The following is a 19602-nucleotide window of genomic DNA, read 5'->3' as shown; positions in this document are numbered from 1 at the left end:
GCCTGAAACATGCCCAAGCGTATCCTTACAGGCACCGTGACATCGGACGCCAACGCACAAACAGTTTCCGTTTCCGTAGAGCGTCGCTTTACGCATCCGGTTCTGAAAAAGACCATCCGTAAGTCCAAGAAGTACCGGGCTCACGATGAGAACAACACATACAAAGTGGGCGACAGCGTTCGCATCATCGAGTGTGCACCAAAGTCGAAAACCAAACGTTGGGAAGTTCTGACTTCGGACAAGACCGAAGCCTGAGCCCCTTAAACGAAACCCTGGGACGAGGGCCGCATCGCCCCCCAGAAGGTCGGGAGAAACCAAATGATCCAGATGCAGACCAACCTGGATGTTGCTGACAACAGCGGCGCGCGCCGTGTTCAGTGCATCAAGGTCTTGGGTGGTTCCAAGCGTAAATACGCATCCGTCGGCGACATCATTGTCGTGTCGGTCAAGGAAGCCATCCCTCGCGGTCGTGTGAAAAAAGGCGACGTCCGTAAGGCCGTTGTTGTTCGCACCGCCAAAGAAGTTCGTCGCGACGATGGCACCGCCATCCGTTTCGACCGCAACGCTGCTGTTATCCTGAATAACAACAACGAGCCTGTCGGCACCCGTATCTTCGGGCCGGTTGTTCGTGAGCTGCGCGCGAAGAACTTCATGAAAATCATCTCGCTCGCTCCGGAGGTGCTGTAATCATGGCTGCTAAACTTCGCAAAGGTGACAAGGTCATCGTGCTGTCCGGCAAGGACAAAGGCAAAACGGGCACCATCTCGTCCGTTGACCCCAAGTCGAACAAGGCCATCGTTGACGGCGTGAAAATCGCCATCCGCGCCACACGCCAGACACAGACATCTCAAGGCGGCCGCATCCCCAAGGCGATGCCGATCGACCTGAGCAACCTCGCACTGGTGGATGCCAATGGCAAAGCCACCCGCGTGGGTTTCAAAATCGAAGGCGACAAAAAAGTGCGCTTTGCCAAGACCACGGGGGACGTGATCGATGCTTGATACCGCAACCTACACACCCCGCCTTCAGGCCGAATACCGCGAAAAGATCCGCGCCGCCCTGAAAGAGGAATTCGGCTACAAGAACGACATGATGATCCCCAAGCTGGACAAAATCGTTCTGAACATCGGCTGTGGTGCCGAAGCCGTACGTGACAGCAAGAAAGCCAAGTCGGCTCAGGAAGACTTGACCGTGATTGCAGGCCAGAAGGCCCTGACAACCGTGGCCAAGAAATCCATCGCTGGTTTCCGCGTTCGTGAGGAAATGCCGCTGGGTGCGAAAGTAACCCTGCGCGGTGACCGCATGTACGAATTCCTTGACCGTCTGATCACGATCGCAATGCCCCGTATCCGCGACTTCCGCGGCGTGCCAGGCAAAAGCTTTGACGGCCGTGGCAACTACGCCATGGGCTTGAAAGAGCATATCGTGTTCCCCGAAATCGACTTCGACAAAGTTGACGAGACTTGGGGTATGGACATCGTGATCGCCACCACGGCGAAAACCGACGCTGAAGCCAAGGCGCTGTTGAAAGCTTTCAACATGCCCTTCAATTCATAAGCGCGGGAAGGATTAGAAATGGCTAAGAAATCCATGATTGAGCGCGAAAAGAAGCGCGAAGCACTGGTCAAAAAATACGCTGAGAAGCGCGCGGCTCTGAAAGAGATCGTGAGCGACGAAAGCAAACCGATGGAAGAGCGTTTCCGCGCTTCCCTGAAACTGGCGAAACTGCCGCGCAACAGCTCTGCTGTGCGTCTGCACAACCGCTGCCAGCTGACGGGCCGCCCGCACGCCTACTATCGTAAACTGAAAATTTCGCGGATCGCGCTGCGGGACCTTGGCTCTTCGGGCCAGATCCCCGGCATGGTCAAGTCGAGCTGGTAAGGAGCGCATCAGATGAACGATCCTATCGCAGATATGCTGACACGCATCCGTAACTCTTCGCTGCGCGGCAAATCCACCGTATCCACACCAGCTTCCAAGCTGCGTGCATGGGTGTTGGACGTGCTGGCCGACGAAGGCTACATCCGCGGCTACGAAAAGGTGACGGGCGCCGATGGCCACCCCGCCATCGAGATCAGCCTCAAGTACTACGAAGGCGAGCCTGTTATTCGCGAATTGAAGCGGGTTTCCAAGCCCGGTCGTCGCGTTTACATGGCCGTCAATGACATCCCTGTTGTCCGTCAGGGCCTCGGTGTGTCGATTGTCTCCACCTCCAAAGGTGTGATGTCGGACGCATCTGCACGCTCTGCCAATGTTGGCGGCGAAGTGCTCTGCACCGTATTCTAAGGAGAAGACAATGTCTCGAATTGGTAAGAAACCTGTCGCCATGCCTTCGGGCGTCTCGGCAGAGGTCAGCGGTCAGACGATTGAAGTGAAGGGCCCTAAGGGGACCCGCACCTTCCGTGCGACTGATGACGTGACGCTGACGGTCGAAGACAGCGCAATCACTGTGACACCGCGCGGCAAGTCCAAGCGCGCACGTCAGCAGTGGGGCATGTCCCGGACTATGATCGAAAACCTGGTGACCGGTGTCACCACGGGCTTCAAGAAAGAGCTTGAGATCCAAGGTGTTGGTTATCGTGCTGCCATCAACGGCAACACGCTGCGCCTGAACCTCGGCCTCAGCCACGATGTTGACTATGTTGCGCCCGAGGGCGTCACCGTAACAGCACCGAAGCAGACCGAAATCGTTGTGGAAGGCATTGACGAACAGCTTGTTGGTCAGGTCGCTGCGAACATCCGCGCTTGGCGCAAGCCCGAGCCCTATAAGGGCAAAGGCATCCGCTATAAGGGTGAGTTCGTGTTCCGCAAAGAAGGCAAGAAGAAGTAAGGAACGGAAAGATGGCAAATACCAAAAGACAGCTGTTCCTGAAACGCCGCATGCGCGTTCGGAACAAACTCCGCAAAGTGAACGCCGGGCGCATGCGCCTGTCGGTACACCGTTCGTCCAAGAACATCTCGGCTCAGCTGATCGACGATGTGAACGGCGTTACACTCGCATCCGCCTCCACCATGGAGAAGGATCTGGGCGTCGTTGGCAAAAACAACGTCGAAGCGGCAACCAAGGTCGGCGCATTGATCGCCGAGCGTGCCAAGAAAGCTGGCGTGGAAGAAGCATACTTCGACCGTGGCGGTTTCTTGTTCCACGGCAAAGTGAAAGCTTTGGCCGAAGCGGCCCGCGAAGGCGGTCTGAAGATCTGATTGTGCGGTGCGTGGGCAACCACGCACCTGCTTTCATATGGAGGCTGCGCCGCGTGTGCAGCTTTCCTACGAAGAGGGCCACGCTGGCCCTCTCGATGATCCGGGGGCCGCTGGCCCACCAGGATTGACCAAAGGGGGCCCAAGGGCCACAGAAAAAGGAAGATGCCAGATGGCAAGAGATGACAACCGTGGGGGCAACCGCCGCAACCAGCGCGACGAGACCCCGGAATTCGCTGACCGTCTGGTCGCGATCAACCGCGTGTCCAAGACCGTTAAGGGTGGTAAGCGTTTCGGCTTTGCCGCACTTGTAGTCGTGGGCGATCAAAAAGGCCGCGTCGGCTTTGGTAAGGGTAAAGCGAAAGAAGTGCCCGAGGCCATCCGCAAGGCGACTGAGCAAGCCAAGCGTCAGATGATCCGCGTGCAGCTGCGCGAAGGTCGTACGCTGCACCATGACATGCACGGCCGCCACGGCGCCGGCAAAGTCATCATGCGTACAGCACCTGAAGGTACCGGTATCATCGCCGGTGGTCCGATGCGTGCCGTATTCGAGATGCTGGGCGTAAAGGACGTTGTGTCCAAGTCGGTCGGTTCGCAGAACCCATACAACATGATCCGCGCCACTTTGGACGGTCTGAGAAAAGAGCAATCGCCCCGTTCCGTCGCGCAACGTCGCGGCAAGAAAGTGGCTGACATTCTGCCCAAGCGTGATGACAACGTAGAGTCCTCCGCACAAGTGGCTGAGGAGGCATAAGCATGGCCAAGACACTCGTAATCAAGCAGGTCGGCTCGCCGATCCGCCGCCCCGCCAAGCAAAAGGCAACTCTGGTTGGCCTGGGTCTGAATAAAATGGGTCGTACCCGTGAACTGGAAGATACACCTTCCGTCCGCGGCATGATCAACAAGGTCTCGCACATGGTCGAGATCGTTGAAGAGAAAGGCTGAACCTAGGGTTCAGCGGTAGAGTGGGGGACCACTCTACGAAGACGCCTCGCAGGAAACTGCTGGGCGTTTTGCTTTTTGGGCTGATTGTGCCACCGGCCCGGATCAAGCTGCAGGCGCCGGGCGTGCTGGCGAGTTAGTGAGGTTTGGCGCTCTTCTGCGCAGTCACACTATCACTGCAGGCTAAAGTGGCCTGGATCACTGTTGAGGTCGCCACCTCACGGGCAGGCGATGGCCCGTGTTGCCTCGTAAGAGCCCATGTTTGCCGCCACCCCCTTGTCACGCCTTGCGCCATCCCCTATACGCCCCCGGTGGCCCGTGTTGGGTTGCAATGGAATCGAAACGCCGCGTTTGGCCACTCCCGTCGCTGGGGGCCATTTCCGGCAAAAGGAGAAGCGACATGAAACTGCACGAACTTTCCGACAACGAAGGCGCAACCAAGAAGCGTATGCGCGTCGGCCGTGGCCCTGGCTCCGGCAAGGGTAAAATGGGTGGCCGTGGTATCAAAGGTCAAAAGTCCCGTTCCGGCGTGGCGATCAAGGGCTTTGAAGGCGGCCAGATGCCGATCTATCAGCGTCTGCCCAAGCGTGGCTTTAACAAGCCCAACCGCAAGTCTTTCGCTGTTGTGAACCTAGGCCTGATCCAGAAGTTCATCGACGCCAAGAAGATCGACGCTGGCAACACCATCGACGGTGCTGCTCTAGTTGCGTCCGGTCTGGTTCGTCGTGAGCTGGACGGTATCCGCGTTCTGGCCAAAGGTGACATCACCTCTAAGATCGACCTGAACGTTGCCGGCGCTTCTAAGTCTGCCATCGAGGCGGTCGAGAAGGCAGGCGGCAAGGTGACTGTGACTGCCCCCAAGGCGGTCGAAGCATCCGAGTAATGCGGCCTTAAGGCTTGTGAGCGGCGCGCCAGCCGCTTACATATCCTCAAGTTTTCCCGAACGCCGCCCGCCGGAAAACGGCCCGGGCGGCGTTTTTGTAACAAAAGAAGAGACCCCTCATGGTATCTGCCGTCGAAAACATGGCCGCGAACACGAGCTGGGCCGCATTGGGCAAGGCAACTGACCTGCGCAACCGGATCCTGTTCACGCTCGGGCTGCTTATCGTTTACCGCCTTGGCACCTTTATCCCGGTGCCCGGCATCGATGGTGGGGCGCTGCGTGACTTCATGGAAAGCGCGGGCCAAGGCATCGGCGGCATGGTGTCGATGTTTACCGGCGGCGCGCTAGGCCGGATGGGTATCTTCGCTCTGGGCATCATGCCTTATATTTCGGCCTCGATCATCGTTCAGCTGCTGACCTCCATGGTTCCGGCGCTGGAGCAGTTGAAAAAAGAGGGCGAGCAGGGACGCAAGAAGATTAACCAGTACACACGCTACGGCACCGTGGCGCTGGCGACTTTGCAGTCCTATGGTCTCGCGGTCAGTCTTCAGGCGGGTGACATTGTTGCTGACGGGCAGATGGGCTTTGGCTTTATCGCAGCCTGTATGATCACGCTCGTCGGCGGCACTATGTTCCTGATGTGGCTCGGTGAGCAAATCACCGCACGCGGCATCGGCAACGGTATCTCGCTGATCATCTTCGTCGGCATTATCGCCGAAGTTCCCGCCGCCATAGCCCAGTTCTTTGCTTCGGGCCGCTCTGGCGCGATCAGCCCTGCGGTGATTGTTGGTGTGCTGGTCATGGTGATCGCGACGATCATGTTCGTGGTCTTCATGGAGCGCGCGTTGCGCAAGATCCATATCCAGTACCCCCGTCGCCAAGTCGGCATGAAGATGTATGACGGCGGCACGTCGCACCTGCCGATCAAAGTGAACCCCGCAGGCGTGATCCCGGCAATCTTTGCCTCCTCACTGCTGCTTCTGCCAGTGACGGTCAGCACATTCTCGGGCAACTCCACCAGCCCTGTGATGTCTTGGCTCTTGGCGAACTTTGGCCCCGGCCAGCCTCTTTATCTGCTGTTCTTCGTGGCGATGATCGTCTTCTTTGCCTATTTCTATACGTTCAACGTCAGCTTCAAACCCGATGACGTGGCCGACAACCTGAAGAACCAGAACGGTTTCGTGCCGGGCATCCGTCCGGGCAAACGCACCGCCGAGTATCTTGAGTATGTCGTGAACCGCATTCTGGTCTTGGGCTCGTTCTACCTCGCTGCGGTCTGTGTTCTGCCGGAAATTCTGCGCGGTCAGTTCGCTATTCCCTTCTACTTCGGCGGTACATCGGTGCTGATCGTCGTGTCGGTGACGATGGACACCATCCAACAGGTGCAGAGCCATCTGCTCGCGCATCAATACGAAGGTTTGCTTGAACGCTCGCAATTGCGCGGCAAAGGTGCAGGCAAAGGCAAAGGTACACGCAAGAAACGGAGCCCCGTACGTCGATGAACATTATTCTACTCGGGCCTCCGGGCGCAGGCAAAGGCACCCAAGCACGTCATCTCGTCGAGACCCGCAATATGGTTCAACTCTCCACCGGCGACATGCTGCGTGAAGCGAAAGACAGCGGTACAGAGATGGGCAAGATCGTCGCGGACGTTATGGACCGTGGCGCGCTGGTCACTGATGAGATCGTCATTGGCCTGATCCGTGAAAAGCTGACCGACAAGGCCGAGCATGGCGGTTTCATCTTTGACGGGTTCCCGCGCACGCTGGCCCAAGCCGACGCATTGGCCGAATTGATGGCGGATGAGGATCAAAACCTTGATGCCGTAATCGAGATGAAGGTCGACGATGAGGCGCTGGTCGCCCGCATCACCGCTCGCTCCACCTGCGCAAGCTGCGGTGAGGTTTACAACGACCTGACCAAGCCGATTCCCGAAGATGGCAAATGCAGCAATTGCGGCGGCACAGAGTTCAAACGCCGGGCGGACGACAATGAGGAAAGTCTCAAGACCCGTCTGATGGCCTACTACAAACAGACCTCTCCGTTGCTGGGCTATTACTATGCCAAAGACATGCTTCAGAGCGTTAATGGTTTGGGTAAGATCGACGAAGTTCGCGCCGAGATCGCAGCAATCCTCGACGCTTGATCGGGTCGCAGGGAAGGGCAGGCGGCGACGCTCTCTTTCCCTAGATGGCGCATCGGCAGCACAGTTTTGCGCAGTGGCTTGACGCCCTGCGCAAAACCTCATAGTCACCCCTATCTCGCGAGAGAATCAAATTGTGGCAAGGGTTCAACCCAACCCCGCAAGATCACCTGATCAGCCTCAGCCCGATGGCCTTATCGCCTCGGGCTTGTGTTGTGAAAAAAGGGTCTGGAACGACGGACCCGCAACGAAAAGGAATAGCTAACGTGGCACGTATTGCCGGCGTAAACATCCCGACTGCAAAGCGGGTTCCAATCGCCCTCACCTATATCACCGGTATTGGCACCTCCTCCGCCAAAGCCATTTGCGAAGCCGTTGGTATCGACGCGACCCGTCGCGTTAACGAACTGTCCGACGCCGAAGTTTTGGCCGTGCGTGAGCACATCGACGCCAACTACACCGTAGAAGGCGACCTGCGTCGTGACACGCAGATGAACATCAAGCGCCTGATGGACCTTGGTTGCTACCGTGGCCTGCGCCATCGTCGTAACCTGCCCGTCCGTGGTCAGCGTACCCACACCAATGCTCGCACCCGCAAAGGCCCCGCTAAGGCCATTGCTGGCAAGAAGAAATAAGGGAGGGTCTGATCAATGGCACGCGATAAGACAAAGACCAAGCGTAAGGTCTCCAAGAACATCGCCGCAGGTGTGGCGCATGTGAACTCGAGCTTTAACAACACCAAGATCCTGATCTCGGATGTTCAAGGCAACGCAATCTCCTGGTCCTCCGCTGGCACCATGGGCTTCAAAGGGTCGCGTAAATCGACACCTTACGCAGCTCAGATGGCCGCAGAAGATGCTGGCCGCAAAGCTCAGGATCACGGTGTCAAGACGCTGGAAGTCGAAGTGCAAGGCCCCGGTTCCGGCCGTGAATCCGCACTGCGCGCTCTGGCTGCTGCCGGTTTCAACATCACGTCGATCCGTGATGTGACCCCGATGGCCCACAACGGTTGCCGCCCGCCCAAACGCCGCCGCGTTTAAGTCGGGACTGTTTGACATGGGGTCGCGCCTTACGTGCGGCCCCATACCGCTTTTCAGAAACCTCGAGCGTTTGTGTCATTTGGACATGAGGCACAAACAAGGATGGAGGGACGCATGATCCACAAAAATTGGGCTGAATTGATCAAGCCGCAACAGCTTGACGTCAAGCCGGGCAATGACCCAGCCCGTCAGGCAACTGTTATGGCAGAACCGCTGGAGCGGGGCTTTGGTCTGACGCTCGGCAACGCGCTGCGCCGCGTGCTGATGTCGTCGCTGCAGGGTGCGGCGATCACATCCGTGCAGATCGACAACGTGCTGCACGAGTTTTCCTCCGTGGCCGGTGTGCGCGAAGACGTGACCGACATCATCCTGAACCTCAAAGGCGTCAGCCTGCGCATGGAAGTCGAAGGGCCCAAACGCCTGTCGATCTCTGCGAAGGGTCCGGGCGTTGTCACTGCCGGTGACATCTCCGAATCCGCCGGTATCGAGATTCTGAACCGCGAGCATGTGATCTGCCACCTCGACGATGGTGCAGATGTCTACATGGAGCTGACCGTCAACACCGGTAAGGGCTATGTCTCGGCTGACAAGAACAAGCCCGAAGATGCGCCCATTGGCCTGATCCCGATCGACGCGATCTATTCGCCGGTCAAGAAGGTCTCTTATGACGTGCAGCCCACCCGTGAGGGCCAGGTGCTGGACTATGACAAGCTGACCATGAAAGTGGAGACAGACGGCTCCATCACGCCGGATGACGCCGTGGCCTTCGCCGCGCGCATCTTGCAGGACCAACTGGGCATCTTCGTCAACTTCGACGAGCCGGAATCGGCGTCCCGTCAGGACGACGACGATGGTCTTGAGTTCAACCCGCTGCTGCTCAAGAAAGTCGACGAGCTGGAGCTCTCGGTCCGTTCGGCGAACTGCCTGAAGAACGACAACATCGTCTATATCGGCGACCTGATCCAGAAGACCGAAGCCGAAATGCTGCGCACGCCGAACTTTGGCCGCAAGTCCTTGAACGAGATCAAGGAAGTGCTGTCGGGCATGGGTCTGCACCTTGGCATGGACGTCGAGGACTGGCCGCCAGAAAACATCGAAGACCTCGCCAAGAAGTTCGAGGATTCGTTCTAAGAGACACGGACCCGGAAACTTTCAAAGTTTCCGGGCCGATTTCTTCAAAAGAAATCGGGCACCGTTACGACCGGGCGCAAGCCCCAAGGAGAGCCCGTGACACGCATCGCGGGCCAGACAAAGCAAAACCGCCCGTAGAGGGCATCACGATTGGAGTAAGACAATGCGTCACGCACGTGGATACCGCCGCCTGAACCGTACACATGAACACCGCAAGGCGCTGTTCTCGAACATGGCAGGCTCGCTCATCGAGCATGAGCAAATCAAAACAACCTTGCCGAAAGCCAAGGAACTGAAGCCGATCATCGAAAAGATGATCACGCTGGCCAAACGTGGCGATCTGCACGCCCGTCGTCAGGCCGCAAGCAAGCTGAAAGAAGACCAGTATGTCGCGAAACTGTTCGACATCCTCGGCCCGCGCTACAAAGACCGCCAAGGTGGTTACGTTCGCGTGCTGAAAGCTGGCTTCCGCTATGGTGACATGGCGCCGATGGCGATCATCGAATTCGTCGACCGCGACCGCGACGCCAAAGGCGCCGCAGACAAAGCGCGTCTGGCCGAAGAAGACGCCGCAGAATAAGATTTCGCAGATCGCGGATGGGAAAGCCCTGCCATTTGGCGGGGCTTTTTCTTTTGGCGGCGTAGGGATAGGCAGTTGCACCAGTGAAGGCGGCTGCGCATATCAGGACGTATGAGATACTTTTTGGCGTTCTTAATACCGCTGGCTGCACCAAGCAGGGTTGGCCATCTGCGCTCGCATTATGACACAACCGCCGTGATCGGCGCAGCGGCCTAGGGGGGGTAGTATGGCGGATTTATTCGGCGACAGCGATGCAGCGGCAGCAGAAAGCGGCCACCGGCCATTGGCAGACCGCTTGCGCCCGCGCGCATTGGCGGAGGTTATCGGGCAGGAACAAGTGCTTGGCCCCGATGCGCCGCTGACGGTAATGCTCGCGTCGGGTGCATTGTCGTCGCTGATCTTTTGGGGTCCTCCGGGGGTGGGAAAGACGACCATCGCGCGTCTTTTGGCGGATGAGACAGATCTACATTTCGTACAGATCAGCGCAATTTTCTCTGGCGTACCGGAACTGCGCAAGGTTTTTGACGCGGCCAAGCTGCGGCGGCGACAGGGGCAGGGGACGCTGCTGTTTGTCGATGAAATCCACCGCTTCAACAAAGCGCAGCAAGACGGGTTTCTGCCGCATATGGAGGACGGAACGATCCTTCTGGTTGGTGCCACAACGGAAAACCCCAGCTTTGAACTAAACGCTGCGGTGCTCTCTCGGGCGCAGGTGCTGGTACTAGAGCGCTTGCCGCATGACGATCTTGAACGATTGGCGCAACGGGCAGAGCAGGAGCTAGGTAAGCCATTGCCGTTACAACCGGACGCTCGCGAAGCGCTATTGGAAATGGCCGATGGCGACGGGCGCGCTTTGCTGAACCTGATCGAACAGGTGACTGCGTGGAAGGGCGATGAATTGCTCGATAAAATCGGGCTCTCCAAACGCTTGATGCGCCGTGCGGCACAGTACGACAAGTCAGGCGATTCGCATTACAACCTCATTTCCGCCCTGCATAAGTCTATGCGCGGGTCAGACCCCGACGCGGCGCTCTATTGGCTGGGGCGGATGCTGGAGGGGGGCGAAGACCCCCGTTATCTGATGCGCCGTATTACCCGAATGGCGGTCGAGGATGTGGGCCTTGCCGATCCGCAGGCGCAGGCCTTTTGCCTTCAGGCTTGGGAGACATACGAGCGGCTTGGCAGTCCCGAGGGGGAGTTGGCCATTGCGCAAGCGTTGACCTACATCTGCCTCGCGCCAAAATCGAACGCGGTTTACAAGGCCTATAAAGGTGCGCGCAAACTGGCGCGCAGCACCGGGTCAGAGCCGCCGCCCAAACACATCCTGAACGCGCCGACCAAGCTGATGAAGGAGCAAGGCTACGGCAGCGGCTATGCCTATGACCATGACGCCGAAGACGGGTTCTCGGGGCAGAACTACTTTCCCGACACGATGGAACGTCCCAGTCTTTACGAGCCGGTGGAGCGCGGTTTCGAGCGCGAGTTGAAAAAGCGACAGGATTACTTTGCAGGGCTGCGCGCCAAGCGGAAAACTTGACTCCGGGCCGCGCCCGCGCGATGGGGTGTCGATGATGAAAACACTGATCATGGTGGCCCTCGGCGGCGCTTTGGGCGCCAGCTTGCGGTTCCTAGTCGGGGTCGCGGTGGGCTTTCCGCTGGGCACCTTGGCCGTCAATGTCACTGGCTCGCTGGCGATTGGCGTGGTCTGGGTGCTGGCCGACAAGACGTCGCTGCTGCTGCCCTTCTTGATGACCGGGCTGCTGGGCGGCTTCACGACCTTTTCGGCGTTTTCACTCGATACCCTGCGGCTGCTTGAAGCGGGCCGTGCAGGGGTCGCATTTTCATATGTGGGGGCCTCGGTGATCTTGTCGCTGGCCGCCTGTTTGCTGGGCCTCTGGTTGGCCCGAGAGGTGTTGGCATGAGCCGCGTACAAACCATTACCGTCGCCGTGGGCGATGGCGACCAGCGGCTGGACCGTTGGTTCAAGCGGATGTTTCCGCAGATCAACCAAGGGCTCATCGAGAAGATGTGCCGCAAGGGCGAAATCCGTGTCGATGGGGGCCGGGTCAAGGCCAACACGCGGCTGGAGGCGGGCCAAGAGGTGCGCGTGCCGCCGCTGCCCGACAGCGCGCCTCCGCCGCCGCCCAAGCGGACGCGGATCACCGATGCCGACGCCAAGATGATCCGCAACTGCGTGATTTACCGCGACGATCATGTGATTGCGCTGAACAAGCCGCCCGGTCTGGCGGTGCAGGGCGGCTCGGGGCAGGCGGATCGCCATGTCGATGCGCTGTCGGAAGCGCTGATCTTTGACGCCGAGGAAAAGCCACGTCTGGTACACCGGTTGGACCGCGACACCTCCGGCGTACTGCTGCTGGCGCGAACGCGTCTGGCGGCCAAGGCGCTGACGGCGGCGATGCGCCACCGTGAGACCCGCAAGATTTACTGGGCCATCGTGGCCGGTGTTCCGACGCCCTACCTGGGCGAGATCAAATACGGCCTCGTCAAAGCAGGCGGTCATGGCCGCAGCGGGGAGGGCGAAAAGATGATCGCCGTGCATCCGCGCGACATGGATGCGACGCCGGGCGCGAAACGCGCGCATACACTTTACGCCACGCTGTTCCGCGTCGGCTCGCGCGCGTCTTGGGTGGCGATGGAGCCAGTCACCGGCCGCACGCACCAGCTGCGCGCGCATATGGCCGAGATCGGGCATCCGATTGTCGGCGATGGGAAATACGGCGGCTCTGGTCAAGAGAACCTTGGCGATGGTTGGGGCGCACAACTGGGCGGGATCATCTCGAAGAAACTTCACCTGCACGCGCGGATGATGCGGTTTGAGCATCCTCAGACGCGCAAGGTTGTCACGATCACGGCTGAGCTGCCGGATCATATGAAGCATAGCTGGGACACCTTCGGCTGGACCGAAGACTTGGCTGATGAAGACCCGTTTGAGTCGTTGCAATGAGCAAGCCGCTGCGCTTAGTGATCTTTGACGTCGACGGCACGCTCGTCGACAGTCAGGCTGATATCATTGCCGCGATGACGGCGGCGTTTGCAGCCGTGGACGCGCCTGTTCCATCGCGCAATGAAATCCTATCGATCGTTGGTTTGTCACTTGATGTGGCGCTGCCGACACTTGCCCCTACGCGCTCTGCTGGGGATCACCTTGTGATGGTTGAGGCCTATAAGACGTCTTACATGACCCTTCGGGCAGAGGCCGGGGTGGCGCAGTCTTCGCCGCTCTATCCCGGCGCGACAGAAACACTGCGCTGTCTTCACGCTGAGCCAGAGGTGCTTTTGGGTGTTGCCACGGGCAAATCAAAGCGCGGTTTGGACAAGCTGATCGCGGGCCATGGGCTGGAAGGGTTGTTCATAACCCAGCAAGTTGCGGATTTTCATCCTTCAAAACCGCATCCTTCGATGATCCATCAGGCGATGGCGGATGCTGGGGTCGGGCCAGACGCGACGGTTATGATCGGCGACACTTCGTTCGACATGGACATGGCCGCCGCTGCCGGGGTGACTGGGATCGGCGTGAAATGGGGCTATCACGGCCCGGAACGGCTGGCCGCTGCCGCGCATCTTGTCGAGGACTTCGCGGCGCTACCCGCCCTGCTGGAACAGATCTGGAGCATTCCCGCATGAGTGACTGGAAAGCCAAACGTTTTTGGAAAGATGCTGCCGTGGTCGAGGTCGATGGCGGCTTTACCGTCGAACTGGATGGCCGCCGGGTGAAAACACCGGCCAAGCGCCCGCTGACCTTGCCGACCCGTGCCATGGCAGAAGCCGTGGCCGCCGAATGGCAGGCGCAAGAGAAACAGATTGACCCGCGCACCATGCCGGTGACCAAGACTGCAAATGCGGCGATTGATAAGGTCGCGGTGCAAAAGGATGAGGTCGTTGATATGCTGGCCGCTTATGGCGACAGTGATCTTCTGTGCTACCGCGCCGACAATCCCGCAGAATTGGTTGCGCGGCAGGCGGCTGAATGGGATCCGATGCTTGATTGGGCCGCTGCGTTCCTTGGCGTCAATTTAGAGACGCGGCAGGGCATTATGCATCAGCCGCAATCGCCTGACGCTTTGGCCGAAATGCACCGCCGGACGGCTGCGCTGGATGCTTTTGAACTGGCAGCATTTCATGATCTCGTAAGCTTGACCGGCTCGCTGGTGCTGGGCTTTGCCGCCTATGAACAGGCGTTTGACCCTCAAAAAATATGGGCGCTTTCGCGCTTGGATGAGGTTTGGCAGGCTGAGCAATGGGGCCGCGATGACGTGGCCGAGCAAGAGGCCGAAATTAAGCGGCAGGCATTTTTACATGCATGTGCAATGATTGTGCTTTCCAAGGCTGCTTAACTTGCTAAAAGCTTTGCGTGCGGATGGGCAAATCACGTTCTAAATTTGCCCATCGCGCCCTTGACCTTCAAACCTGAATCCGCCCACACTGCTTTCCATTGAGCAGGGGAGACCCTGCACATGATCGCTTTCGGCGTCACTTGGCGTCGGATTAACCGCCAGTGAACGTGGCGGACTATCAGGAAGAGGTAAAAATGAAAAAAACCGTAATTTTTGGCGCGCTGACCGTTGCTGGCCTTGCGGCCGGTGCTGCTGGTGCCGCTACGCTTGATGACGTCAAGGCCCGCGGCAAGCTGAACTGTGGCGTGACCACAGGCCTTGCAGGCTTTGCCGCGCCTAACGCCAACGGCGAATGGGAAGGTTTCGACGTGGCCGTGTGCCGTGCCGTTGCCGCAGCCGTTCTGGGCGACAAGAACGCCGTGGAATTCGTTCCGACAACTGGCAAAACCCGCTTCACCGCGCTGGCTTCGGGCGAGATCGACTTCCTCGCACGGAACACCACATGGACTTTCAGCCGTGACACCGACCTGAAATTCGATTTCATCGGCGTGAACTACTACGACGGTCAGGGCTTCATGGTTCCGAAAGCGCTTGGCGTTTCCTCGGCCAAGGATCTGGACGGCGCGACCGTCTGCATCCAGACCGGCACCACAACCGAGCTGAACCTCGCGGACTTCTTCCGCAAGAACAACATCAGCTACGAGCCCGTGCCTGTTGAAACCAACGCCGAAGGCCAGCAGCAGTACCTTGCTGGTGCCTGCGACACCTACACAACTGACGCCTCCGGTCTGGCCGCCACACGTGCGACCTTTGAAACCCCTGGCGACCACGTTCTGCTGCCCGAAATCATCTCGAAAGAGCCGCTCGGCCCGCTGGTCCGTCACGGTGACAACGAGTGGGGCGACATCACCCGCTGGGTGCTGAACGCGCTGATCGCAGCCGAAGAGCTGGGCATCACCTCTGCCAACATCGAAGAGATGACCGGCAACACCAACAACCCTGAGATTGCTCGCCTTTTGGGCACCGAGGGTACGCTGGGTGAGATGATCGGCCTCGACAATGAGTGGGCCAAGCGCGCCATCATGGCCGAAGGCAACTACGGTGAAATCTTTGCCAAGAACATCGGCGAAGAGACACCTATCGGTCTGGCACGTGGGCTGAACGCTCAGTGGACAGACGGTGGCCTGCTCTACGCACCGCCAGTACGCTAAATTAGTTGCCAAGGGGCGCGGGAATTCCTGCGCCCCTTGTGCCTCGGAACCGGGTAACTTGGACTTAACTAAAGCAAGCTACTCCAAAGCGAACAACAACGCGCTAAGAAGACAATAAAAACCCACGATCGGCTAAAACGATCAACGACCAAAAATGATTCGGCCAAGGTGCGCTAAATGCACCAATAAAAAACAAGCCGGAACACAGGGATACATACATGACGACATTCTCCGACCCTCCCAAGGCGTCGTTCCGGCCATCTATGCTGTTGAGCGACACCCGCTATCGGTCGATCACCTTTCAGGTGATTGCGCTGGCGCTGCTGGTCACGGCGATCTGGTATCTGGGCTCTAACCTTGCTGCCAACCTGCGCGCCGCTGGCCTGAACATTTCCTTCCAGTTTCTCGGCAATCCAGCCGGTTATGACATCAACCAAACGCTGATTCCCTATACCAGCCAGTCGTCCAACCTTCAGGCCGCTTGGGTGGGTATCATCAATACGCTGCTGGTGTCCTTCCTTGCCTGTGTCACCGCGACGATCTTTGGCGTCATCGCCGGGGTTCTGCGCCTGTCGAACAACTGGCTCGTGCGCAAGCTGATGGCGGGCTACGTCGAGATTTTCCGCAACATCCCGGTGCTGATCTGGATTCTGATCATCTACACTATCATGACCGCCGCGATGCCCGCGCCTTCGGCCTTCCGCGGCGATGATCCGGCTTCAACCATGATGCTTGGCTCTTTCGCCTTTACCAACCGGGGTGTCTATATTCCGGGACCGGTCTGGGGACCGGGGTCCATGATCGTGGTGGCGACATTTGTGGCGTCCATCATCGGCGTCTTCGCCTATCGCCGCTACGCGACCAAACTGCTTTATGACACGGGCCGTCTGTTGCCGATGCTCTGGCCATCGGTCGCGATCCTGTTTGTGCCCGCGATTGTTGTGTTCTTTATAATGGGTATGCCCATTGGCTTGGATTTTCCGGCACTCGCGGGCTTTAACTTCCGGGGGGGAATCCAGATCGGTGCGCCGCTGATCGCACTGTGGTTCGCTTTGTCGATCTATACGGGGGCTTTCATCGCCGAGAACGTCCGCGCAGGCATTCAAGCGGTAAGCCGCGGCCAGTCAGAGGCCGCAGCCGCTTTGGGCCTCCGTCCGGGCCGAGTAATGAACCTTGTGGTCCTGCCGCAGGCGCTGCGCGTGATCATCCCGCCGCTGATCTCCAACTATCTTAACATCACCAAGAACTCGTCGCTGGCGATCCTTGTGGGCTATGCCGACATCACCGCAACGCTGGGCGGGATCACCCTGAACCAGACCGGGCGGGCGATTGAATGCGTCGTTCTGCTTATGCTGTTCTACCTCGTGATTTCGCTGGGTATCTCCATGGTGATGAACGTTTATAACAACGCAACGAAGCTGAAGGAGCGTTAAGCCATGTCAGATACACATGCTGAATCCATCGCCTTCGTGCGCGAGTCCTCCCTGCCGCCAGCCGCTCCGCCTGACAAAGTTGGCGGGCCGCTGAAATGGGTGAAAGACAACCTTTTCCCGACATGGGCCAATGCGATTCTGACCCTCGTGGCGCTTTACTTCCTGTATCTGCTGCTTGCGGGCTCTCTACCTTGGTTGCTGAACGGGGTCTGGTCTGCCAGCAGCCTATCGGAGTGCCGTGAGATACTTGATGGTGCTTCGGGGGCCTGTTTCTCGGTGCTCAGCGAGCGTTGGCACCAGTTGCTCTTTGGGTTCAAATACCCAAGTGATCAATACTGGCGTCCGACCCTTGCGCTGGTGCTGCTGTTCCTTGCTGCCGCGCCTGTCCTGTTCATCGACCTGCCGCGCAAGATGCTGCTCTTTACAGGTCTTTATCCATTCCTTGCCTTCTGGCTGATCTGGGGTGGCCCGATCTGGGGGCCGATCTTTGCCTTGTTGGGCGTGATTGCGGGCTATGTCGTCTACAGCCGTCTGGTGCACAAAAGCTTCGCCTTGGCCTTGGCTGGGGGGCTCGCTGCCGCGGTGGTCGTTTGGTACATCGGCGGCTTCATCGGGGATGTATTGCGCCCCGCGTCGCCCCTACTAGAGGCGATCCCAAGCCGTGACCTTGGTGGCTTCATGCTCAATATGATGCTGGGTATCACCTGTGTGTCCCTTTCGCTGCCCATTGGCATCGCGCTGGCTCTGGGGCGTCAGTCCCACTTGCCAATCGTTAAAGGCATCTGCGTGGTCTTTATCGAATTCGTGCGGGGCGTGCCGCTGATTACCTTGCTCTTCGTGGCGAACGTGATGCTGGCCTATTTCTTCCCGCCGGGCTCGGGGGTCGATCTCTTCATCCGCGTGGTCATTATGATCACCATGTTCTCTTCGGCCTATATCGCCGAGGTGATCCGGGGGGGCCTCGCCGCATTGCCGAAGGGCCAGTATGAGGCCGCTGACAGCCTTGGCCTTGATTACCCGCAGGCGATGCGTCTGATCATCCTGCCGCAGGCGATGAAGATCTCCATTCCGGGCATCGTTAACATCGCCGTGGGTCTGTTCAAGGATACCACGTTGGTCTCGGTCATCTCGTTGTTTGATATCATCGGCATGATCCGCGGACCGATCCTCGCTTCGACCGATTGGAACGGCGTTTACTGGGAACTCTTTATGTTCGCCTCGTTGCTGTTCTTCATCGTTTGCTACGGCATTTCACAATATTCGCAGTGGCTGGAACGCCGTCTTGCGACTGACCATCGTTAAGGGAGGGTTCTCGCATGGCTGAGACCGCACAAATGAAAGTATCCGACGAAGTCGCGATCCGTATCGATAACATGAACAAATGGTATGGCGCGTTTCACGTGCTGCGCGACATCGACCTGACTGTGCACCGCGGCGAGCGGATCGTGATCTGCGGGCCCTCGGGTTCGGGCAAGTCGACGCTGATCCGCTGCATCAACGCGCTGGAGGAGCACCAGAAGGGCTCCATCGAGGTTGACGGCACGCTTCTGTCCTCGGACCTCAAGAACATCGACAAGATCCGCTCCGAGGTCGGCATGTGCTTTCAGCACTTCAACCTCTTTCCGCATCTGACGATCCTTGAAAACTGCACGCTGGCGCCGATTTGGGTGCGCAAAACACCCAAGAAAGAAGCCGAAGAAACGGCGATGCATTTCCTTGAAAAGGTGAAGATCCCCGATCAGGCCAACAAATACCCCGGCCAGCTTTCGGGTGGTCAGCAGCAGCGGGTGGCGATTGCCCGTTCGCTTTGCATGCGCCCGCGCATCATGCTGTTCGATGAGCCGACATCGGCGCTTGATCCTGAGATGATCAAAGAGGTGCTCGACACGATGATCGAGCTCGCGGAAGAGGGCATGACTATGCTCTGCGTGACCCACGAGATGGGCTTTGCCCGTCAGGTGGCGAACCGGGTGATCTTCATGGATGAAGGTCAAATCGTTGAGCAGAACGAGCCGGAAGCCTTCTTCAACAACCCACAGAGCCCGCGCACACAGCTGTTCCTGAGTCAGATTCTGGGTCACTGATCCGCGCTGCGCCAGTACCGTGAACTAAACGCCCCGGCCAATCGGTCGGGGCGTTTGCGTTTCAGACCAGTTGCTTCGGGACGGTAAAGGTGTGCAGCGCACCGCTACCGGGGGCAAGGTCGGCCCAATTGTCGATGTCGAAATCCATCACCGTGGTTGCGCCGGAAGGATAGCGATCAAAGGCATCCTGATCGGGCGTCTGCTGCAACAGCAGCGCTGCGGCAGCGGCAATGCCGGGGTTATGCGCTACAAGCAACACTGTGTCGCCGGTCGCCCGCTGGCGCAGGTTTGCTATAATCTCACTGGGTTCGGCGAGGTAAAGCTGGCGGAGGTGTTCCACTGCGCAGCTTTCAGGCAGGTTCAAAATCGCGCAGGTTTCGCGCGTGCGCGCCGCCGTGGAACAGAGCACCGCATCAGGCAGCAGCCCTTCAGCCCGTAGCCAGTTGCCAAGCGCTTCGGCAGCGCTACGCCCACGGGGGTTCAAAGGGCGATCGTGATCGCTGGTCCCGTGGGACCAGTCCGATTTCGCATGTCGCATTAGGATCAGGCGGCGCATGTCATTCCTTTCACTGCTCGGCCCATCATAGGCGCGAAGCAGGGGC

27 protein-coding genes are annotated in these 19602 nt (G+C 58.6%); 26 read left to right on the top strand and 1 reads right to left on the bottom strand.

The window, feature by feature from the left end; genetic code table 11:
- Nucleotides 1–9 precede the first annotated feature (9 nt).
- The 26 genes from rpsQ (at nt 10) to ACSQ16_RS16840 (ending at nt 19000) form a co-directional block, all read left to right on the top strand.
- Entirely contained in the window at nt 10–255 is a 246-nt protein-coding gene (gene rpsQ / locus ACSQ16_RS16965; protein WP_093927143.1) for a 30S ribosomal protein S17, read from the top strand.
- Between the two features lie 63 nt (nt 256–318).
- A complete protein-coding gene (rplN, locus tag ACSQ16_RS16960; protein ID WP_007118848.1) occupies nt 319–687 on the top strand; it encodes a 50S ribosomal protein L14 in 369 nt (122 codons plus the stop codon).
- Between the two features lie 2 nt (nt 688–689).
- Nucleotides 690–1001 carry a 50S ribosomal protein L24 gene (rplX, locus tag ACSQ16_RS16955; RefSeq protein WP_067267981.1) on the top strand — a complete coding sequence of 104 codons (312 nt, stop codon included), beginning with the start codon at nt 690–692 and terminating at the stop codon, nt 999–1001.
- Nucleotides 994–1557, top strand: coding sequence for a 50S ribosomal protein L5 (gene rplE, locus ACSQ16_RS16950; protein ID WP_093927142.1), 564 nt, complete (start codon nt 994–996; stop codon nt 1555–1557). The genes rplX and rplE overlap by 8 nt, the downstream gene beginning before the upstream one ends.
- 18 nt (nt 1558–1575) lie before the next feature.
- Complete coding sequence (gene rpsN / locus ACSQ16_RS16945) at nt 1576–1881, top strand: 30S ribosomal protein S14 (RefSeq protein WP_007118851.1); 306 nt, start codon at nt 1576–1578, stop codon at nt 1879–1881.
- A gap of 12 nt (nt 1882–1893) precedes the next feature.
- A complete protein-coding gene (rpsH, locus tag ACSQ16_RS16940; RefSeq protein WP_067622243.1) occupies nt 1894–2286 on the top strand; it encodes a 30S ribosomal protein S8 in 393 nt (130 codons plus the stop codon).
- A 10-nt stretch (nt 2287–2296) separates the two neighbouring features.
- On the top strand, nt 2297–2830 hold the full coding sequence (gene rplF / locus ACSQ16_RS16935; RefSeq protein ID WP_093927141.1) for a 50S ribosomal protein L6: 534 nt from the start codon (nt 2297–2299) through the stop codon (nt 2828–2830).
- A gap of 11 nt (nt 2831–2841) precedes the next feature.
- Nucleotides 2842–3201: a 50S ribosomal protein L18 gene (gene rplR / locus ACSQ16_RS16930; RefSeq protein ID WP_093927140.1), complete on the top strand. Its 360-nt coding sequence runs from the start codon at nt 2842–2844 to the stop codon at nt 3199–3201.
- 169 nt (nt 3202–3370) lie between these two features.
- The gene (rpsE, locus tag ACSQ16_RS16925; protein ID WP_093737988.1) at nt 3371–3952 is read left to right on the top strand and encodes a 30S ribosomal protein S5; all 582 of its coding nucleotides are present in this window, start codon (nt 3371–3373) and stop codon (nt 3950–3952) included.
- Between the two features lie 2 nt (nt 3953–3954).
- On the top strand, nt 3955–4143 hold the full coding sequence (gene rpmD, locus ACSQ16_RS16920) for a 50S ribosomal protein L30 (protein WP_007118856.1): 189 nt from the start codon (nt 3955–3957) through the stop codon (nt 4141–4143).
- A 397-nt stretch (nt 4144–4540) separates the two neighbouring features.
- Entirely contained in the window at nt 4541–5023 is a 483-nt protein-coding gene (gene rplO, locus ACSQ16_RS16915) for a 50S ribosomal protein L15 (RefSeq protein ID WP_243262224.1), read from the top strand.
- A gap of 119 nt (nt 5024–5142) precedes the next feature.
- Nucleotides 5143–6525, top strand: a complete 1383-nt coding sequence (gene secY, locus ACSQ16_RS16910) for a preprotein translocase subunit SecY (RefSeq protein WP_093927138.1) — start codon at nt 5143–5145, stop codon at nt 6523–6525.
- The gene (locus tag ACSQ16_RS16905) at nt 6522–7169 is read left to right on the top strand and encodes an adenylate kinase (RefSeq protein WP_093927137.1); all 648 of its coding nucleotides are present in this window, start codon (nt 6522–6524) and stop codon (nt 7167–7169) included. The genes secY and ACSQ16_RS16905 overlap by 4 nt, the downstream gene beginning before the upstream one ends.
- A gap of 263 nt (nt 7170–7432) precedes the next feature.
- A complete protein-coding gene (rpsM, locus tag ACSQ16_RS16900; RefSeq protein WP_007118860.1) occupies nt 7433–7801 on the top strand; it encodes a 30S ribosomal protein S13 in 369 nt (122 codons plus the stop codon).
- A gap of 15 nt (nt 7802–7816) precedes the next feature.
- Nucleotides 7817–8206: a 30S ribosomal protein S11 gene (gene rpsK, locus ACSQ16_RS16895; RefSeq protein ID WP_067622222.1), complete on the top strand. Its 390-nt coding sequence runs from the start codon at nt 7817–7819 to the stop codon at nt 8204–8206.
- Between the two features lie 114 nt (nt 8207–8320).
- On the top strand, nt 8321–9337 hold the full coding sequence (locus ACSQ16_RS16890; protein ID WP_007118862.1) for a DNA-directed RNA polymerase subunit alpha: 1017 nt from the start codon (nt 8321–8323) through the stop codon (nt 9335–9337).
- Nucleotides 9338–9500: 163 nt separating this feature from the next.
- On the top strand, nt 9501–9917 hold the full coding sequence (gene rplQ / locus ACSQ16_RS16885) for a 50S ribosomal protein L17 (protein WP_007118863.1): 417 nt from the start codon (nt 9501–9503) through the stop codon (nt 9915–9917).
- A 226-nt stretch (nt 9918–10143) separates the two neighbouring features.
- The gene (locus ACSQ16_RS16880; protein WP_243262226.1) at nt 10144–11454 is read left to right on the top strand and encodes a replication-associated recombination protein A; all 1311 of its coding nucleotides are present in this window, start codon (nt 10144–10146) and stop codon (nt 11452–11454) included.
- Nucleotides 11455–11485: 31 nt separating this feature from the next.
- On the top strand, nt 11486–11839 hold the full coding sequence (locus tag ACSQ16_RS16875) for a fluoride efflux transporter FluC (protein WP_139226270.1): 354 nt from the start codon (nt 11486–11488) through the stop codon (nt 11837–11839).
- Nucleotides 11836–12882: an RluA family pseudouridine synthase gene (locus ACSQ16_RS16870; RefSeq protein ID WP_243262227.1), complete on the top strand. Its 1047-nt coding sequence runs from the start codon at nt 11836–11838 to the stop codon at nt 12880–12882. The genes ACSQ16_RS16875 and ACSQ16_RS16870 overlap by 4 nt, the downstream gene beginning before the upstream one ends.
- Entirely contained in the window at nt 12879–13562 is a 684-nt protein-coding gene (locus ACSQ16_RS16865) for an HAD-IA family hydrolase (protein WP_243262228.1), read from the top strand. The genes ACSQ16_RS16870 and ACSQ16_RS16865 overlap by 4 nt, the downstream gene beginning before the upstream one ends.
- Nucleotides 13559–14272 (top strand): ATP12 family chaperone protein, encoded by a 714-nt coding sequence (locus ACSQ16_RS16860; RefSeq protein WP_093927131.1) that lies wholly within the window; start codon nt 13559–13561, stop codon nt 14270–14272. The genes ACSQ16_RS16865 and ACSQ16_RS16860 overlap by 4 nt, the downstream gene beginning before the upstream one ends.
- A 194-nt stretch (nt 14273–14466) precedes the next feature.
- A complete protein-coding gene (locus ACSQ16_RS16855; protein ID WP_093927130.1) occupies nt 14467–15483 on the top strand; it encodes an amino acid ABC transporter substrate-binding protein in 1017 nt (338 codons plus the stop codon).
- A gap of 218 nt (nt 15484–15701) precedes the next feature.
- Entirely contained in the window at nt 15702–16916 is a 1215-nt protein-coding gene (locus ACSQ16_RS16850) for an amino acid ABC transporter permease (RefSeq protein ID WP_243262229.1), read from the top strand.
- A 3-nt stretch (nt 16917–16919) separates the two neighbouring features.
- Complete coding sequence (locus ACSQ16_RS16845) at nt 16920–18218, top strand: amino acid ABC transporter permease (protein ID WP_243262231.1); 1299 nt, start codon at nt 16920–16922, stop codon at nt 18216–18218.
- Between the two features lie 14 nt (nt 18219–18232).
- On the top strand, nt 18233–19000 hold the full coding sequence (locus ACSQ16_RS16840; RefSeq protein ID WP_093927127.1) for an amino acid ABC transporter ATP-binding protein: 768 nt from the start codon (nt 18233–18235) through the stop codon (nt 18998–19000).
- Between the two features lie 61 nt (nt 19001–19061).
- Here the strand turns inward: ACSQ16_RS16840 and ACSQ16_RS16835 are convergent, their stop codons facing one another.
- Nucleotides 19062–19556: a SixA phosphatase family protein gene (locus tag ACSQ16_RS16835; protein WP_243262232.1), complete on the bottom strand. Its 495-nt coding sequence runs from the start codon at nt 19554–19556 to the stop codon at nt 19062–19064.
- Nucleotides 19557–19602 lie beyond the last annotated feature (46 nt).

It is taken from the genome of Sulfitobacter sp. SH24, from assembly GCF_965641895.1.
GTDB classification, from domain to species: Bacteria; Pseudomonadota; Alphaproteobacteria; order Rhodobacterales; family Rhodobacteraceae; genus Sulfitobacter; species Sulfitobacter dubius.
Note: the sequence above shows the minus strand (reverse complement) of the source record. Positions and strands in the feature narration are given on the sequence as shown.

Coding starts and splice junctions, on each gene's coding strand:
- rpsQ (WP_093927143.1), top strand. CDS start 10: ATGCCCAAGCGTATCCTTACAGGCACCGTGACATCGGACGCCAACGCA.
- rplN (WP_007118848.1), top strand. CDS start 319: ATGATCCAGATGCAGACCAACCTGGATGTTGCTGACAACAGCGGCGCG.
- rplX (WP_067267981.1), top strand. CDS start 690: ATGGCTGCTAAACTTCGCAAAGGTGACAAGGTCATCGTGCTGTCCGGC.
- rplE (WP_093927142.1), top strand. CDS start 994: ATGCTTGATACCGCAACCTACACACCCCGCCTTCAGGCCGAATACCGC.
- rpsN (WP_007118851.1), top strand. CDS start 1,576: ATGGCTAAGAAATCCATGATTGAGCGCGAAAAGAAGCGCGAAGCACTG.
- rpsH (WP_067622243.1), top strand. CDS start 1,894: ATGAACGATCCTATCGCAGATATGCTGACACGCATCCGTAACTCTTCG.
- rplF (WP_093927141.1), top strand. CDS start 2,297: ATGTCTCGAATTGGTAAGAAACCTGTCGCCATGCCTTCGGGCGTCTCG.
- rplR (WP_093927140.1), top strand. CDS start 2,842: ATGGCAAATACCAAAAGACAGCTGTTCCTGAAACGCCGCATGCGCGTT.
- rpsE (WP_093737988.1), top strand. CDS start 3,371: ATGGCAAGAGATGACAACCGTGGGGGCAACCGCCGCAACCAGCGCGAC.
- rpmD (WP_007118856.1), top strand. CDS start 3,955: ATGGCCAAGACACTCGTAATCAAGCAGGTCGGCTCGCCGATCCGCCGC.
- rplO (WP_243262224.1), top strand. CDS start 4,541: ATGAAACTGCACGAACTTTCCGACAACGAAGGCGCAACCAAGAAGCGT.
- secY (WP_093927138.1), top strand. CDS start 5,143: ATGGTATCTGCCGTCGAAAACATGGCCGCGAACACGAGCTGGGCCGCA.
- ACSQ16_RS16905 (WP_093927137.1), top strand. CDS start 6,522: ATGAACATTATTCTACTCGGGCCTCCGGGCGCAGGCAAAGGCACCCAA.
- rpsK (WP_067622222.1), top strand. CDS start 7,817: ATGGCACGCGATAAGACAAAGACCAAGCGTAAGGTCTCCAAGAACATC.
- ACSQ16_RS16890 (WP_007118862.1), top strand. CDS start 8,321: ATGATCCACAAAAATTGGGCTGAATTGATCAAGCCGCAACAGCTTGAC.
- rplQ (WP_007118863.1), top strand. CDS start 9,501: ATGCGTCACGCACGTGGATACCGCCGCCTGAACCGTACACATGAACAC.
- ACSQ16_RS16880 (WP_243262226.1), top strand. CDS start 10,144: ATGGCGGATTTATTCGGCGACAGCGATGCAGCGGCAGCAGAAAGCGGC.
- ACSQ16_RS16875 (WP_139226270.1), top strand. CDS start 11,486: ATGATGAAAACACTGATCATGGTGGCCCTCGGCGGCGCTTTGGGCGCC.
- ACSQ16_RS16870 (WP_243262227.1), top strand. CDS start 11,836: ATGAGCCGCGTACAAACCATTACCGTCGCCGTGGGCGATGGCGACCAG.
- ACSQ16_RS16865 (WP_243262228.1), top strand. CDS start 12,879: ATGAGCAAGCCGCTGCGCTTAGTGATCTTTGACGTCGACGGCACGCTC.
- ACSQ16_RS16860 (WP_093927131.1), top strand. CDS start 13,559: ATGAGTGACTGGAAAGCCAAACGTTTTTGGAAAGATGCTGCCGTGGTC.
- ACSQ16_RS16855 (WP_093927130.1), top strand. CDS start 14,467: ATGAAAAAAACCGTAATTTTTGGCGCGCTGACCGTTGCTGGCCTTGCG.
- ACSQ16_RS16850 (WP_243262229.1), top strand. CDS start 15,702: ATGACGACATTCTCCGACCCTCCCAAGGCGTCGTTCCGGCCATCTATG.
- ACSQ16_RS16845 (WP_243262231.1), top strand. CDS start 16,920: ATGTCAGATACACATGCTGAATCCATCGCCTTCGTGCGCGAGTCCTCC.
- ACSQ16_RS16840 (WP_093927127.1), top strand. CDS start 18,233: ATGGCTGAGACCGCACAAATGAAAGTATCCGACGAAGTCGCGATCCGT.
- ACSQ16_RS16835 (WP_243262232.1), bottom strand. CDS start 19,556: ATGCGCCGCCTGATCCTAATGCGACATGCGAAATCGGACTGGTCCCAC.